Raw genomic sequence first — 16,189 nt, forward strand, 5'->3', positions numbered from 1 at the left:
TGCGCGGGGTCGGAGTGGGGCGCGTCTCATGGGTGGGCGGTGAGGGCCTCGGCGATCCGCTCGAAGACCGCGTCGGCGGTGTAGGCCTCGGCGCGCTCGTGCATGGCGCGGCGCATGGCCTCAACCTCTTGGCGGGGCAGGGCGAGGAAGGACTCGATGGTCGGGCGGAGCTCCTCGGGGCGCTCGAAGTCGTAGCCGAGCCCCGTCACGCCGTCGGTGAGCATCTCGGAGTAGAAGGCCCAGTGGCTGGCGATGACGGGCAGTCCCGCGCCCATGGCGTCGACGATGGTGCCGGGGATCCCCTCGCCCCAGAACTCGGTGGGGAAGAGCAGAGCATGGTAGTCCCGGATGGTCGCCACGCCCTGCTCGGGCTTGACGGCGCCCATGTAGCGCGCGTGGGGGGCGCTCTCGATCAGGGCACGGAAGGCCTCCTCGTAGTCCTCGTCGACCGGCCCGTAGATGTCGAGCACGGCCACAGGCCCGGCGGCGCCCGCGTCCTCGTTGAGGCGGGCCACGGTGCGCACGGCGTTCTCAATGCCCTTGCCCGGGACCACCCTGGAGAAGGTGCACAGGCGGGCGGGGCGCCCCGTGGGCGCGTCGAGGCGGGCCTCGCCGGCATCGAGGTCCTTGAAGTTGGGCAGGTAGGCGGCGTTGCGCACGCCGAGCTCGGCCAGGCGGGCCACGAGGGCCCGGCTCTCCACCCAGTTGACCTGGAAGGCGTTGAGGTAGCGCACCAGGCGGCCCGAGGGATCGCGCTCGATGTCGTCGGCGAGGCGCCCCCCGATGAGGTTGTGGAAGACGCGCGTGCCTCGCGCCGAGGCGGCCAGGGCGAGCACGGGGAAGAAGAAGCGGCGGCCATTGTCGGACAGGAGCACAACGACGTCGTCGCACACGGCCAGGCAGCGGGCCGCGTCCTTGGCCACCCGCAGGGGGTGGTGGCGGTAGTCGAGGGTGTCGACGGTGCGGATGGCGCCAGCGCCGAAGCGGTCGGCGAGGTGGCGGTAGACCACTCGGGTCTTGACGGTCTGGCCGTCGACCATCGTCTCACCGAGGTCGATCCGGCCCATGATGCCGATGCGGCGCTCCGCCGCCCCGCCCGCCCGGCGGGAGGGGCGGCCTCGGAGGGCCCTGATCCCAGCGACCGCGGTGGCGGCGCCCGTGAGGGAGACCAGCGCGGCCATCCGTCTTCTCATCAGGAGCTCCTCCGGCGTCGGACCATCGCGTGGGATAACTGCCAGGCCAGGCAGTAGGCCGCGTAGGGGCGGGGCAGGCGCTCAACCTCCCTGTAGAGGTGCCAGGTGCGCTTGACCGCCTTGATCTTGTTGGAGGACAGGGATCCCGCCGTCTTCCTGTACTTGGCGAGGCACTCGTCCAGGCCGTGGAAGCGGTGGCCCCGCTTCATCACCTGCAGCCAGGTGGCGGCGTCCTGCCCGCGGCGCAGGTCCGGCATGACCAGGAGGGAGCGATCGACGATGGTGGTGTCGAAAACCACGGAGAGCGTGCAGGTCATCGTGTTCTTGAGGAACTTCTCGTAAGTGAAGGACCGGGGCACGTGGACGTAGTTCCGGTGCTCGCCGTCCTCCTCGATGGTCTCGTAGGAGGTGATGCACACCCCTGCCTTGACCCTCCCCATGAAGGCGATCTGCCGCTCCAGCTTGGTGGGCGCCCATAGGTCGTCGGAGTCGAGGTAGGCGATGTAGCGCCCCCGGGCCGCCTCCAGCCCGCGGTTCCTCGCCTTGGCGACGCCCTGGTTCTCCTCCTGCACCAGGACGGTGATCCGGGGGTCCTGCGCCGCCAGGCCGGTGAGGATGGTGACGGTGGAGTCCGTTGAGGCGTCGTCGACGGCGATGATCTCCAGGTCCGCCACGGTCTGGGCCAGGACGCTGCGGATCGTCTCGGCGACATGGCCCTCGGAGTTGAACGAGGGGACGATCACGGATACCAGCGGGGCTCCCCCGCTCGATGGATCCGCCGGGCGGCGCTCCGGACGGGCCCCCGGCCTCGTCGCGCGCAGTGCCACGCCAGTAGGGGTGGGAACGCCGGTGGGGTTGTCCTGGGCCATCGATTTCCTTTGAGCATGAAGACGGGATCTCGACTTAACTCAGCAGGGTTGGAGAGGGCTCGCGAATCAGCCGCGGAGCGCGGGGAATCGGCCGGGACGAACACCGTCTCACTGAGGTATGTCGAGTCGAACATTTCAATCACGAAATGATCACGGCTGAATTGAACACGCTTGTCAGGCTAGTGAGACCACCCAAAGGTGTCAATGGAATATGGACCTTCGACGGAACCCCCGAGAGATGGATCACTACATAAACATGTCCGACATCAGAGTATTCCGTGCACATTCCCAGAGTTTTCCCAGAATTCATCGAGTGCCCTGCGCGCGCTGAATACGGCGGGGGCGGCCGGCCGCGATCATGCGGTCGGCCGCCCCCGCGGCTCATCATGGCGCGGCCCGGCTCCGGGGAGCGGGCCGCGCTCTTGGTCAGCGCTAGCCCTCGCTCCGGACGACGACGGCGCTGGGCCGCCCCGCCGAGGGGCTGGTGACGACCGAGGCGTCCACGCAGCCGGTCTCGGCCTTGATGAGGGCGAGGTGCGCTCCCGTCCAGGCGCCCCGGTCCTCGGGGACCGTCAGGGTCAGGCGGATCCGGTCGCCCACGTGGAGACCGGCGGCCTTGCGCTCGTCCTGGACGAGGCGGATGAGGTCGCGCGCCCAGCCCTCGGCCTCAAGCTCCTCGTCGAGAGCGGTGTCCAGCACCACGAAGGCGCCGGAGGCCAGGACGGTGGCGCTCAAGGCGTCGTCGTCGACCTCGATGCGCTGGGTGAGGGTGAAGGAGGCCTCCTCCGCCTCCAGGACCACGGGCGCGCCATCGATCGTCACGCCGTCGAAGCGCACGTCGCCATCCTCGGTGAGGGCCCACTCCCCCGCCTTGACGGCGGCGAAGAGCTTGGAGGTGAGCTTGCGGACCTCGGGGGTGAAGGCCCTCGGGTTGAGGGAGAGCTCTTCGCGCAGCTCGTAGCCGGCGTTGGCGGCGTCGAGGACGCGGACCGCCTTGACGTTGATCTCCTCGGCGATGAGATCGGCGAAGGGGGCCAGTGCCTCGGGCTGCGCGGTGGCGATGAGCAGGGAGCGCAGCGGCTGGCGCACGCGCAGCTTCTCGGCCTTGCGCAGGCCCAGGGCCGCGGAGACGGCGTCGCGGGCCTCGTCCATGGCGGTCACGAGGGCCGGGTCGGCGACGTGGGCGGGCAGGACGGGCCAGTCGGTCAGGTGGACAGAGCGCCCGCCCGTCAGCCCCCGCCAGACCTCCTCGCTCACCAGCGGGGCGAGCGGCGCCATGACCTCGGTCAGGACGCGCAGCACGGTGGCCAGGGTGTCGAAGGCGGGCCGGGCGACGGCGGGGTCGTCGTCAGTGAACCGCGAGCGCGAGGCGCGCAGGTACCAGTTGGTGAGCACGTCGAGGAAGTCGCGGATGGTCACCGTGGCGCCGGTGATCTCGTAGGAGCCCATCTGGGCGCCCACGGTCTCGGCCAGGTCGCGCGCCCGGGCCAGGATGTAGCGGTCCATAACGTGCAGGGAGCCCTTGCGCCCGAACAGGGCGGTGTCGGACAGGTCCACGCCGGGGCTGACGTACCCCTTGCCGTCGTTCATCTGCCCGGCGTACAGGGCGAAGAAGTGCCAGGTGTTCCACAGGGGCAGGAGGACCTGGCGCACGGTGTCGCGGATGGCCTTGTCGGTCACCGCGAGGTTGCCCCCTCGCACGACGGGGCTGGACAGCAGGAACCAGCGCATGGCGTCGGCGCCGTCGCGGTCGAAGACCATGGACACGTCGGGGTAGTTGCGCAGGGACTTGCTCATCTTCGCGCCGTCGTCACCCAGGAGGATGCCGTGGGAGACGCAGGAGGTGAAGGCGGGGCGGTCGAACAGGGCGGTGGCCAGCACGTGGAGGGTGTAGAACCAGCCGCGGGTCTGCCCGATGTACTCCACGATGAAGTCCCCGGGGTTGTGCGACTCGAACCAGTCGACGTTCTCGAAGGGGTAATGGACCTGGGCGAAGGGCATGGAGCCGGACTCGAACCAGCAGTCCAGGACGTCGGGGATGCGGCGCATCATCGACTTGCCCGTGGGGTCGTCCGGGTTGGGACGCGTGAGGGTGTCGATGAAGGGGCGGTGCAGGTCGGTGACCTCGACGCCGAAGTCGGCCTCCAGCTCGGCGAAGGAGCCGTAGACATCGGTGCGCGGGTAGGCGGGGTCGTCCGAGACCCACACGGGGATCGGGGCCCCCCAGTAGCGGTTGCGCGAGATCGACCAGTCGCGGGCCCCGGCGAGCCAGTTGCCGAAGATGCCGTCCTTGATGTGGGCGGGAGTCCAGGTGATCTCCTGATTGAGCTCCACCATGCGGTCCCTGATGGCGGTGACCCGCACGAACCAGGAGGAGACCGCCTTGTAGATGAGAGGCTTGCGGCAGCGCCAGCAGTGCGGGTAGCTGTGCACGTAGGAGGCCTGGCGCACGAGGACGGGCCGGGCGGCCTCGTCCCGGCCCCTCAGCGGCCCGGAGCCGTCGCGCAGGTCGACGATGATCGGCTTGTTGGCGTCGAAGACCTGCATCCCGGCGTAGTCGGGGACCTCGGAGGTGAACGCGCCGCCGTCGTCGACGGGGATGACGGCGCCGATCCCGGCCTCCTGGCACACGAGCATGTCGTCCTCACCGAAGGCCGGGGCGATGTGGACCAGTCCGGTGCCGTCCTCGGTGGTGACGTAGTCGCCAGCGATGATCGTCCAGCCGTTCGGGCCCGGGGCGGCGCCCTGGGCGCGGTGGGCGTCGTCATCGAAGTAGTCGAAGATCGGGTGGTAGCGGCGCCCCACCAGCTCGGAGCCCTTCAGGCGGGCCAGGACGGCGGGCTCGACGCCCTCGGCGGCCAGCTCCCTGGCATAGGAGCCCACGAGCGCCTCGGCCAGGATGACGCGGCGGCCGGCCAGGGGGGAATCGAGTCCAGAGGGCACCTCGACGACGGCATAGTCGACGTCCGGCCCCGCGGCGACGGCGAGGTTGGACGGCAGGGTCCAGGGGGTCGTCGTCCAGATGAGGACGAGCTCGGGGGCGCCGTCCAGGATCGCCTCGGTCAGCGGCATGCCCACGGTGACCGTGTTGTCCTGGCGGTCCTGGTAGACGTCGTCGTCCATGCGCAGCTCGTGGTTGCTCAGGGGCGTGCGGTCGTGCCAGCAGTAGGGCAGCACGCGGTATCCCTGGTAGGCCAGGCCCTTGTCGTAGAGGGTCTTGAAGGCCCACAGGACGCTCTCCATGTAGGTGGGGTCGAGGGTCTTGTAGTCGTGGCCGAAGTCGACCCAGCGCGCCTGGCGGGTGACGTAGTCCTCCCACTCCTCGGTGTAGCGCAGCACGGAGGTGCGGCACTCGGCGTTGAAGGCCTCGATGCCGAGGCCGCCGGGGCGCGTGATCTCGGAGATGTCGTCGATGCCGAGCAGGCGCTGGGCCTCGAGCTCGGCGGGCAGGCCGTGAGTGTCCCAGCCGAAGCGGCGCTCGACGCGGCGGCCCATCTGGGTCTGGAAGCGGCCGACGGCGTCCTTGACGTATCCGGTCAGCAGGTGCCCGTAGTGGGGCAGGCCGTTGGCGAAGGGCGGGCCGTCGTAGAAGACGAACTCGTTGGAGTGCCCGCCCGCGTCGTGGGCGGGGCGGACCTCGACGGAGGCGGCGAAGGTGTCGTCCGCCTTCCAGTAGGCCAGGGTCTCCTGCTCCAGTGCGGGGAAGGACGGGGAGGGGTCGACCCGCTCGCCGTCTCGGTGCAGGGGGTAGAAGGCGGCGCCGGTGTGGGCGGTGGCGCTCGCCTGGGTCTGCTCAGCCATGTGCCTCGCGTCTTTCGCTCGTGAACATCCGGGTGGACGGGACTCACGAGGACGACGCCGACGCCCACCGCCCGGGGGCTCCCGGGTCGGCGGGGCCGCACCGCGGTACCACCTCGCTTGCCGCTCCGCGCCCGGCCCAGGGCCGCGCGCGGTGCGACCGCTTCATCATCAGCTGTGACGGGCTGTCCCGTCCGGGTCTACTGGGCGGCCGGGGCCGTGGGGCCCGGCGCTGTTCTGCCGGAGGCTCACCGGTGATGCCCGATCGCCGCGCGGGCGGATCGGCCGGGTCACTGCCTGTTAGCGCAGGAGTGTAGCCAGCGGCGCTGGGAGCGGCCAGCCGGGAGGGCGCGCGGGCGGCGTCGTCCTCGACACACCCGCGGCCCTCCTCCCGCCCGGGAGGGCGCGCGGCGGCGCCCGTCCCACCCGGCCCCGCGTCCCGGGACCCCGCGAGCCCCGCCGGGAGGCCGGTCTCACCATGCAAGCACCCCCTCGCATCGGCGCGGCCCGGCCCCTATAGTCCGGCGCATGACCACAGCACGCCGCGTCACAACCCGCTGGGCACGCCCGGCGCTGGCGCCGCGTGGGCACGGCTGGGTCATGTGTTGTCAGGCTTGACGAGCGCCTGACCGCAGCGGTTGACACCGCGATCATCTGATTGATCATCGGATTCCGGCGCGACGAGGCGTCCGGAGCCGACCTCAGATTCTCCGCCAGCGGGGGAACGGCACCGTGGGGAGCCTGTCAACCCGACTCCCCCTCCAGACGCCCGGCGAGCCGACCTGGAGGAGACATGAGCACCACGACGAGCAGCGCGGCGGGCCCCGCGAAGGGCCGCGACCTGCGACCTCCCCGCTCGGGGAGGTCCAACGGGCAGTGGCTGGTGGACGGCCGCGCGCCCCTGAACCCCAATGAGGCCTTCAAGCAGGACGGCGACCCGCTCGGGGCGCGCCAGCGCATCCTCGACACCTACGCGTCCGCCGGCTACGACGCGATCCCCGACGACGACCTCCACAACCGCTTCCGCTGGTGGGCGCTCTACACGCAGCGCAAGCAGGGGATCGACGGCGGCCGGACCGCCCAGTTGAGCGCCTCCGAGCTCTCCGACCGCTACTTCATGCAGCGCATCCGCATGGACGGCGCCTCGCTGTCGGTGGAGCAGATGCGCGTCATCGGCGGGATCTCGAACGAGTTCGCCCGCGGCACCCTCGACATCACCGACAGGCAGAACCTCCAGCTCCACTGGATCCGGATCGAGGACGTCCCCGAGATGTGGCGCCGTCTGGAGGATGTGGGGCTGACCACCATCGAGGCCTGCGGGGACACGCCCCGCGGCTTCCTCGTCTCCCCCGTGGCCGGGATCGACCCCGAGGAGATCATCGACCCCTCCGAGGCGGCGCGCCACCTGCGCGACACCTACCTGGGCAATCCCGAGATCACGAACCTGCCGCGCAAGTTCAAGACGGCGTTCACCGGCTCGCCGAGCCTGGACGTGCTCCACGAGATCAACGACATCTCCTTCGTCGGCGTCGAGCACCCCGAGCTCGGCCCCGGGTACGACCTGTGGATCGCGGGGGCCCTGTCCACCGCGCCCTTCCTCGGCAAGCGCCTGGGCGCCTTCGTCCGGCCCGACCAGGTGCCCGAGGTGTGGTGGGGAGTCGTCCGCATCTTCCGCGACTACGGCTACCGGCGCCTGCGCAACAAGGCACGGCTGAAGTTCCTCATGGCGGAGTGGGGGCCGGAGCGGTTCCGGGAGGTCCTGGAGAAGGACTACCTCGGCCATGCCCTGGCCGACGGCCCGGCCCCGGGCCCGCCGCGCGGCTCCAGGGACCACCTCGGCGCGCACCGCCAGGCCGATGGCCGCTACTGGATCGGCGGCAAGCCCCCGGTGGGGCGCCTGTCCGGCGACATCATGCTGGGCCTGGCCGACCTCGCCGAGCGCGTGGGCTCCAACCGCGCGCGCACCACTCCCCTGCAAAACCTCCTCCTGCTCGACATCCCCGCCGAGCGGCTTGAGGAGGCGCGCCAGGGCCTGGCGGCGCTCGGCATCGACCCCGATCCCGGCCCCTTCACCCGTGGGACGCTGGCCTGCACCGGCATCGAGTTCTGCAAGCTAGCGATCGTGGAGACCAAGGCCCTGGGCGCGCGCGTGTCCGCCGAGCTCGATGAGCGCCTGGCCGACGCCGACCTCGAGCGCCCCCTGACCGTGCACGTCAACGGCTGCCCGAACTCCTGCGTGCGCATTCAGACGGCGGATATCGGCCTCAAGGGCCAGATCATCACCGTCGACGGCGAAAGGGTCCCGGGATTCCAGGTCCACCTGGGCGGGGGGCTGGCCGCCCCCGGCCATGAGGAGGCCGAGTTGGGGCGCACGGTGCGCAGCCTCAAGGTCTCCGCTGATGGCCTGCCCGACTACATCGAGAGGGTCGTGCGGGCCTACCTGGCCGACCGCCACCCCGAGGAGAGCTTCGCCCAATGGGCGCAGCGCGCGGATGAGGAGAGACTCGCATGACCACCGCACCGACCAGCACGATCAGCACGGCAAGCGCCGCCGGCGCGGCCAGCGCGGCCGGCACCCCCGTGGGCCGCTTCGGCCGGCTGACCGCCCGGGGCGCCAACGCCGCCCGCTCACCCCACTCCCCCAGGCGCGGCGAAGACGAGTTGCGCGCCCTGGCGGCCGCGGGCGCCGCCGAGCTGGGCGACGACGCCCCCGCCGAGGAGGTCGTCGCCTGGGCCGCGAGGGCGTTCCCCGGCAGCCTCGCCGTCGCCTGCTCGATGGCCGACGCGGTGCTGCCGCATGTCATCGCCGCCCAGATGCCCGGCGTCGACGTGCTCTTCCTCCAGACGGGCTACCACTTCGCCGAGACCGAGGGGACCCGCGACGCGGTTGCCGAGACCATGGACGTCACCGTCATCGATGTCCTGTCCGAGTTGACGATCGCCGAGCAGGACGAGCGCTACGGGGAGGCCCTCCACTCCCGGGATCCCTCGCGCTGCTGCGCCCTGCGCAAGGTGGCGCCGCTAGCCAGGGCCCTGTCCGGCTACGAGGCCTGGGCCACCGGCGTGCGCCGCGAGGACGCCGTCACCCGCGTCTCCACCCCGCTCGTGGGCTTCGACGAGACGCACCGGATCGTCAAGATCAACCCGCTGGCCGCCTGGAGCTTCGACGAGCTGCTCACCTACGCCTCCGAGCACGGCGTCATCGTCAACCCGCTGCTGGCCGACGGCTACCCCTCGATCGGCTGCGAGCCCTGCACGGCGCGCGTCGCCCCGGGAGAAGACCCACGTTCCGGCCGCTGGGCCGGATTCACCAAGACCGAATGCGGGATCCACCTATGAGCACCACCCCGACCACCCACGTCACCGCCCTCTCGACCACCGCCGCCCGCCCCGCCCTCGACGAGCTCGACGCGCTGGAGGCTGAGGCGATCCTCATCATCCGCGAGACGGCCGCCGAGTGCGCCCGACCCGTCCTGCTGTTCAGCGGCGGCAAGGATTCGGTGGTGATGCTCCACCTGGCGCGCAAGGCCTTCTGGCCGGCGCCCGTGCCCTTCCCCCTTCTCCACGTGGACACCGGGCACAACTTCCCCGAGGTCCTGGCCTACCGCGACGCCACCGCTCAGGCCGCTGGCATGCGGCTCGTGGTCGCCTCCGTCCAGGACTACATCGACGACGGCCGCCTGCGGGAGCGCCCCGACGGCACCCGCAACCCCTTGCAGACCCGCCCCCTGCTCGACGCGATCGCCGCGGGCGGCTTCGACGGCGTCTTCGGCGGGGGCCGGCGCGACGAGGAGAAGGCTCGGGCCAAGGAGCGAGTGTTCTCCCTGCGCGACGAGTTCGGGCAGTGGGATCCGCGCAACCAGCGCCCCGAGCTGTGGACGCTGTTCAATCCCCGGCACGCCCCGGGCGAGCACGTGCGGGTCTTCCCCCTGTCCAACTGGACCGAGCTGGACGTGTGGCGCTACATCGAGCGCGAGGGCATCGCCCTGCCGAGCCTGTACTACGCCCACGAGCGCGAGGTCTTCCGCCGCGACGGCATGTGGCTCGCCGTCACCCCGGTGACCCGGCCCCGCCAGGGTGAGGAGACCGAGATCCGCACCGTGCGCTACCGCACCGTCGGGGACATGTCCTGCACCGGCGCCGTGGAGTCGGGAGCCGCCACCAACCACGAGATCACCGTCGAGGTGGCCGCCTCCACCCTCACCGAGCGCGGCGCCACGCGCGCCGACGACCGCCTGACGGAGGCGGCGATGGAAGACCGCAAGAAGGAGGGCTACTTCTGAGCCGCCGCCCATCCCGCCTCCCCCACCCCACCGACGAATCCGAGGACGCATGATGACCCCGACCGCTTCCCCTCCCACCTCCCCGAGCACCGGGGCCGGCGCGCCCGCCGAAGCCCGGCCCACGGGCCTGCTGCGCCTGGCCACGGCCGGCAGCGTCGACGACGGCAAGTCCACGCTCGTGGGCCGCCTCCTGTTCGACTCCAAGTCCGTGCTGCGCGACCAGCTCGCCGCCGTCGAGCGGGTCAGCCTCGACCGGGGCATGACCCGCACGGACCTCGCCCTGCTCACCGACGGCCTGCGCGCCGAGCGCGAGCAGGGCATCACGATCGACGTCGCCTACCGCTACTTCGCCACCCCCCGGCGCTCGTTCATCCTGGCCGATTGCCCCGGGCACGTGCAGTACACCCGCAACACCGTCACGGGGGCCTCGACGGCTGACCTCATCATCCTGCTGGTCGACGCCCGTCACGGCGTCGTCGAGCAGACCCGGCGCCACCTGGCGGTAGCGGCGCTGCTGCGGGTGCCGCACGTCGTCGTCGCCGTCAACAAGATCGACCTCGTCGGCTACTCCGCCGAGGTCTACGCCCGGGTGGCCGACGACATCCAGGCCGTCGCGCGGGGCTTGGGGCTGCCCGACGCGCGCGCCCTGCCGACCTCCGCCCTGGAGGGGGACAACATCGTGACCCGCTCCGAGCGCACCCCGTTCTACACCGGCCCGGCGCTGCTGGAGCTCCTCGAGACCATCAGCGTCGACCCGCCGGAAGCGGGCCAGCCCTTCCGCCTGCCCGTGCAGTCCGTCATCCGCCCCCAGAGCGCCGCCCCGCCGGGGCTGGAGGACTTCCGCGGCTACGCCGGCCAGGTGGCGGCGGGATCCGTGGCGATCGGCGACGAGGTCCTCGTCCTGCCCTCGGGGCGCGCCAGCAGCATCACGGGGATCCACCTGGGGGATCGCCCCCTGGAGCGCGCCGTCACCGGCCAGTCGATCACCGTCGAGCTGGCCGACGACATCGACATCTCGCGCGGGGACCTGCTCGCCGCGCCCGAGGGGGCGCCCCGGCCCAGCCGCGATGTCGAGGCGAGCCTGGCGTGGCTGTCCGACCGGCCATTGCGCCAGGGCGACCGGGTCCTGGTCAAGCACGGCACGAGAACCGTCCAGGCGGTGGTCACGGATATCGCCGGGCGCCTGGACCTGGGCGACCTGGCGCTCGTGGAGGCAGACGGCCTGGCCCTCAACGACATCGGACGGGTGCGCCTGCGCCTGTCCGAGGCCATCCCCGTCGCCCCCTACGAGCGCTCCCGCGCCGACGGAGCCTTCCTCGTCATCGACGCGCATGACGGCTGGACCCTCGCGGCGGGCATGGCGCACGGCGGCGATGAGACCCCGCCCGCGCCGTCCGGGGAGCGCTCATGAGCGGGCGGCGCGCGGCGACCGCGCCCCCGGGGCCCGGTTCCCCCACGGCCCCCGGGGAGCCCCGCGCCCGGGGCTCGGTCGCCCTCGTGGGCGCCGGCCCCGGGGAGGCCTCGCTCATCACCGTGCGGGGGCTGGATCTGCTGCGCCGGGCCGACGTCGTCGTCATCGACCGCCTCGCGCCCCACGAGCTCCTGGAGCATTGCCCGCCGGGCGCTGAGGTCATCGACGTCTCCAAGCGGCCGGGGCACCACCTGGTCCCCCAGGACGGCATCGACGCCCTGCTCGTCGAGCGCGCCCGGGGCGGGGCCCGGGTCGTGCGCCTCAAGGGCGGGGACCCCTTCGTCCTCGGGCGGGGCGGCGAGGAGGTCCAGGCCTGCCGGGAGGCCGGCATCGACGTGGAGGTCGTCCCGGGCGTCACCTCGGCCGTGGCCGTGCCGGCGGCCGCGGGCATCCCCGTCACCCACCGGGGCCTGGCCCGCGGGTTCTCCGTGGTCAGCGCCCACGAGGACCTGATCTCCACCGTGCCCGCGCGCCGGGACCACACGCTCGTGCTGCTCATGGGCGTGACTCATCTGGCCCGCTCAGTGTCGATCCTGCTGGGCCGCGGCGCCGATCCCCTCACCCCGGCGGCCGTCGTCGAGAGCGGCCTGCGCCCCGATCAGCGGGTGACGACGACGATCCTGCGATGCCTGACCGAGGTCGCCGCCTCGGTCGGCGTGGCCGCGCCGGCGGTCATCGTGCTCGGCGACGTCGTCACCCTCAGCCCCCTCTGGGAGCACCGGGTCATCACCGGATCCTGACCCCACCCCATCCCACATCGGAGACCACGGAGGCCCTCATGCGCAAACTCCTCATCCTCTCCCTGGCCGGGCTCATCGCCCAGCTCGTCGACGGCGCCCTCGGCATGGGCTACGGCGTCACGAGCTCGTCCCTCCTGCTGCTGGCCGGGCTCAGCCCCGCCCTGGCCAGCGCCTCGGTCCACCTGGCCGAGATCGGCACGACCATCATCTCGGGGGCCTCCCACCACCGGCTGGGCAACACGGACTGGCGGCTCACCGCCCGACTGGCGGGCCCCGGCGCGGTGGGGGCGTTCCTCGGCGCCACCGTGCTGTCCCACCTGTCCACTCGGGCGGCGACGCCGATCAGCTCCACGATCCTTCTGGCGCTCGGGCTCTACGTGCTGGCGCGCTTCACCATCCGCCCGCCCGCGGCCTCCACGGCCCGCAGGAGCCCCCACTCGACGCTGTTCCTGACGCCGCTGGCGCTCCTGGGGGGATTCATCGACGCCACCGGCGGGGGCGGCTGGGGCCCGGTGACGACGACGACGCTGCTCAGTCGGGGGCGCACCGCCCCGCGCACGGTGGTCGGCAGCGTCGATACCGCGGAGTTCCTCGTGAGCGTGGCCGCCTCGGCGGGGTTCCTGGCGGGGCTGGGGACGGCCGGGATCGAGATCGGCGTGGTCCTGGCGGTGCTCGCCGGGGGCGCGCTGGCCGCTCCGCTGGCCGCGTGGGTGGTCTCCCGCCTGCCCGGGCAGGTGCTGGGCAGCGGCGTCGGCGCTCTGATCGTGTGCACGAACCTCATGACTCTCCTCCATGCGGCCGGGGCGCCTACGGCGCTCGTCGGCGGGCTCATCGCCGCGCTGGCGCCGATCCTCGCGGTGCTGGTGGCCATCAGCGCGCGACGGGCTCGGCGCTCGCTCCGGCTCACCGCCGCTTCGCACCCGCGCGAGCGGGCCCTGCGGCAACCCGCGCTCCGTGAGCCGGTGCCCACTGGAGCCGCGGGAGCCGCGGGAGTCGCGGGAGCCGCGGGCGTGAGCGCGGGGGCAGGGCTGTGAGCGCGGCCGTCGACCGGGGCGGTGCCGGGCGGGCTCGCCGCCTCGTGCTCCTGGCCCATGGGACGCGCATGCCCGGCTCCGTCCCCCTCCTGGAGCCGATCGCCCGCGATGTCGCGGCGCGGTTGCCCGGGGTGGAGGTGGACCACGGGTACGTCGAATTCCAGTCGCCCAGCGCGCTCAAGGCCCTTCAGGGCGGGGCGGATCCGGTGGTGGTGCCGGTCTTCCTCGGCTCGGGGTACCACGTGGAGAAGGACCTTCCGGCCATGGTGGATGAGCACGGCCCGGCCCGGCTCACCGAGCATCTGGGGCCGCACCCGGCGCTCATCGGCGCCGTCATCGACCGGCTCGCCGGACAGCTAGCGGAGCAGGGCGCCCGCTGGGGTGATCTGGATGGGATCGTCCTGGCCGCGGCGGGATCGCGGCGGGCCGGGCCGGTGCGGGAGGCGGGCAGGGCGGCCCGCGCGCTGGAGTCGAGGGTCGGGCTGCCGGTGCGCGCCGCCTACCTGTCCGGGGGCGGGCCGACCGTGAGCGAGGCGGTGGCGGCGTGGCGTGCCGAGGGGGCGCGGTCGATCGCGGTGGCCACCTACCTGCTGGCCGAGGGGCGCTTCTCCGCGGCCCTGCGCTCCAGCGGCGCCGAGGTCCTCGCCCCGCCGATCGGCCATCATGCCGCCCTGGCCGAGGTCGTCGTCGAGCGCTACCTGCGCGCCGCCTGAGCTCTGTGAGCTATGCGGCGCGGTGAGCGCGGCCCGGGCTGTGCGTCGCAGTGAGCGCGGCCCGGCCCATCGGCCGGTGCCATCCGCCCCGAGAGGAGCCGCATTCACCGACAGGCGCGTCCTGCCCGCACCTGTCGGCGCAATGCGCACCCGTCGGGGCGAGGCGCGCCTGTCAGTGCAATGCGCACCCGTCAGTGCAATGCGCGCCCGTCGGTGCAATGCGCACCCGTCGGGGCGAGGGCGTTGCCGCTCAGCTGTCGCGCGCGACCACGGTGTTGGACGCCTGGGCGCGGGGGCGCACGGTCAGGGAGTCGATGTTGACGTGGGCGGGGCGCTCCAGGGCCCACACGATGCACTCGGCGACATCGTCGGCCACGAGCGGGGCGGCGACGCCCTCGTAGACGCGGGCGGCCGCGGCAGCGTCACCGTGGAGGCGGTTGAGGGAGAACTCCTCGGTGGCCACCAGGCCCGGGGCGATCTCGATGACTCGCACGGGCTCGCCGACGAGCTCGAGGCGCAGGGTGTTGGCGATGATCCGCTCGGCGTGCTTGGCGGCCACGTAGCCCGCGCCGCCGGGGTAGGTGGCCTGGCCGGCCGTGGAGGTGAGGAAGAGGAGGTCGCCGCCGCGCTGGCGCATCGCGGGCAGGAAGGCCTGGCTCACGCGCAGCGCCCCCAGGACGTTGCGCTCGTACATGGTCAGCCATTCCTCGGGCTTGCCCTCGGCCACGGGGTCGACGCCGATCGCACCGCCGGCGTTGTTGACCACGGCGTCAATGGGGCCGGCCGCCTGGGCCTCACAGGCCAGGCGCTCGATGTCCTCCGGCTTCTGCAGATCGGCGGCGACCCAGGCGCAGCCGGTCTCGGCGGCCAGGGCAGCCAGCCGCTCAGCGCGCCGGGCGGTGGCGACGACCTCCCATCCGTGGGCGCGCAGGAGGCGAACGGTGGCGGCCCCGATCCCGGTGGAGGCGCCGGTGACGAGCGCGCGGCGCACGGGGACGGACTCAGCCGGGGACTCGGGGGCGGATTCAGCCCTGGGCTCGATGGCGGGATCGGCGGTGAGCCCGGCGGGCGCTGATCGTACTGGGTCTGAGGTGCTCATTCGGCCATTGTGGACCACCCCGCAGGGCCTGCGCCATGTGGATCATCTGAGATGGGAGGAGATCGGGCAGGGCCCGATGAGACCGCCACCGGGCGCCTTCACCCGCCGGAAGGGTAGCCTGGGGCGATGACGACCTACGGTTTCATCGGCGCGGGGAACATGGCGGGCGCGATCGTTCGGGGGGCGATCAGCGCGGGCATCACCCCCGCCTCCCTCCTCGTCACAAGCGCCCATGGCTCGGCCAAGGCCCTGGCCGAGGACACGGGCGCTGGGCACGTGCCAGACTCCGCGGCACTCACGCGGCGCCTGGGAGCGGAGGACGTCCTCGTCCTGGCGGTCAAGCCGCAGGTGCTGCCCGGGGTCGTGGAGGGGATCGCCCCCGTGCTGGCCGAGCGATCGCCGCTCGTGCTGTCCATCGCCGCGGGGCTCACCCTGTCGCGCCTGGCCGCGCTCCTGCCCGACGGCGCCCGGGTGGTGCGGGCGATGCCGAACATGGCCGCCGGGGTGGGCGCCTCGATGACGGCGCTGGCGGCGGGCCCGGGTGTCGACGAGACCGCCATGGCGCCCGTGCGCGCGCTTATGGGCGCCGTCGGGCGCACCGTGGAACTGGAGGACAAGGACTTCTCCGCCTTCGTGGGCCTGGCGGGCTCCTCCCCCGCCTTCGTCCTGACCCTCATCGAGGCGCTGTCCCGGGCGGGCGTGCTGGGCGGGATCCCCAAGAGCACGGCGGTCGAGATCGTCACCCAGGCCGTGCTGGGCTCAGCGCTGGCAGCCCAGGCGGGCAGCGCCGCCGAGCCGCCCCGCACCCCGGCGGATCTCATCGACGCCATCTGCTCGCCCGGCGGCACGACAATCGCCGGGCTGACGGCGATGGAGCGCGCGGGATTCTCCGACGCCGTCGTGCGGGCCTTCGAGGCCACGGTCGCCAGGGACCGCGAGCTGGGAGCCTGAGGCCGCCTAGGCCGCCCAGACCGCGTGGGCCGCGCAAG

12 protein-coding genes are annotated in these 16,189 nt (G+C 72.6%); 8 read left to right on the forward strand and 4 right to left on the reverse strand.

The features are described 5' to 3' along the window. Positions 1-26: 26 nt before the first annotated feature. The 3 genes from GVV75_RS04615 to ileS all read right to left on the reverse strand — a co-directional run bounded on the left by GVV75_RS04615 (position 27) and on the right by ileS (position 5,863). Positions 27-1,193 (reverse strand): glycosyltransferase family 4 protein, encoded by a 1,167-nt coding sequence (locus GVV75_RS04615; RefSeq protein WP_159718399.1) that lies wholly within the window; start codon positions 1,191-1,193, stop codon positions 27-29. Continuing rightward, positions 1,193-2,062 (reverse strand): glycosyltransferase family 2 protein, encoded by an 870-nt coding sequence (locus GVV75_RS04620; protein WP_159718397.1) that lies wholly within the window; start codon positions 2,060-2,062, stop codon positions 1,193-1,195. Before GVV75_RS04620 ends, GVV75_RS04615 begins: the two co-directional genes overlap by 1 nt. A 432-nt stretch (positions 2,063-2,494) precedes the next feature. After that, a complete protein-coding gene (gene ileS, locus GVV75_RS04625) occupies positions 2,495-5,863 on the reverse strand; it encodes an isoleucine--tRNA ligase (protein WP_159813699.1) in 3,369 nt (1,122 codons plus the stop codon). A 790-nt stretch (positions 5,864-6,653) separates the two neighbouring features. Between ileS and GVV75_RS04630 the strand changes: the two genes are divergently transcribed. Genes GVV75_RS04630 through GVV75_RS04660 form a run of 7 tightly spaced genes read left to right on the forward strand, consistent with a single transcriptional unit; the run spans position 6,654 to position 14,101 of the window. Further along, entirely contained in the window at positions 6,654-8,372 is a 1,719-nt protein-coding gene (locus tag GVV75_RS04630) for a nitrite/sulfite reductase (RefSeq protein WP_159813701.1), read from the forward strand. Then, on the forward strand, positions 8,369-9,199 hold the full coding sequence (locus GVV75_RS04635) for a phosphoadenylyl-sulfate reductase (protein WP_159524394.1): 831 nt from the start codon (positions 8,369-8,371) through the stop codon (positions 9,197-9,199). The genes GVV75_RS04630 and GVV75_RS04635 overlap by 4 nt, the downstream gene beginning before the upstream one ends. Next, the gene (cysD, locus tag GVV75_RS04640) at positions 9,196-10,143 is read left to right on the forward strand and encodes a sulfate adenylyltransferase subunit CysD (protein WP_201288705.1); all 948 of its coding nucleotides are present in this window, start codon (positions 9,196-9,198) and stop codon (positions 10,141-10,143) included. Before GVV75_RS04635 ends, cysD begins: the two co-directional genes overlap by 4 nt. Positions 10,144-10,195: 52 nt before the next feature. Then, on the forward strand, positions 10,196-11,554 hold the full coding sequence (locus GVV75_RS04645) for a sulfate adenylyltransferase subunit 1 (protein ID WP_159524392.1): 1,359 nt from the start codon (positions 10,196-10,198) through the stop codon (positions 11,552-11,554). Next, the gene (gene cobA / locus GVV75_RS04650; protein WP_159813705.1) at positions 11,551-12,354 is read left to right on the forward strand and encodes a uroporphyrinogen-III C-methyltransferase; all 804 of its coding nucleotides are present in this window, start codon (positions 11,551-11,553) and stop codon (positions 12,352-12,354) included. The genes GVV75_RS04645 and cobA overlap by 4 nt, the downstream gene beginning before the upstream one ends. A 38-nt stretch (positions 12,355-12,392) precedes the next feature. Then, positions 12,393-13,388: a sulfite exporter TauE/SafE family protein gene (locus tag GVV75_RS04655; protein ID WP_159813707.1), complete on the forward strand. Its 996-nt coding sequence runs from the start codon at positions 12,393-12,395 to the stop codon at positions 13,386-13,388. Beyond that, positions 13,385-14,101: a sirohydrochlorin chelatase gene (locus tag GVV75_RS04660; protein ID WP_236266060.1), complete on the forward strand. Its 717-nt coding sequence runs from the start codon at positions 13,385-13,387 to the stop codon at positions 14,099-14,101. Before GVV75_RS04655 ends, GVV75_RS04660 begins: the two co-directional genes overlap by 4 nt. Before the next feature lie 250 nt (positions 14,102-14,351). On the opposite strand, the gene GVV75_RS04665 is transcribed toward GVV75_RS04660, so the two are convergent. Then, entirely contained in the window at positions 14,352-15,200 is an 849-nt protein-coding gene (locus tag GVV75_RS04665) for an SDR family oxidoreductase (RefSeq protein WP_159813709.1), read from the reverse strand. A gap of 126 nt (positions 15,201-15,326) precedes the next feature. On the opposite strand from GVV75_RS04665, the gene proC reads away from it, so the two are divergent. Then, a complete protein-coding gene (proC, locus tag GVV75_RS04670) occupies positions 15,327-16,151 on the forward strand; it encodes a pyrroline-5-carboxylate reductase (protein ID WP_159813711.1) in 825 nt (274 codons plus the stop codon). Positions 16,152-16,189 lie beyond the last annotated feature (38 nt).

This window comes from Actinomyces sp. zg328 (assembly GCF_009829635.1).
In the GTDB taxonomy this organism is placed as follows: domain Bacteria; phylum Actinomycetota; class Actinomycetes; order Actinomycetales; family Actinomycetaceae; genus Actinomyces; species Actinomyces marmotae.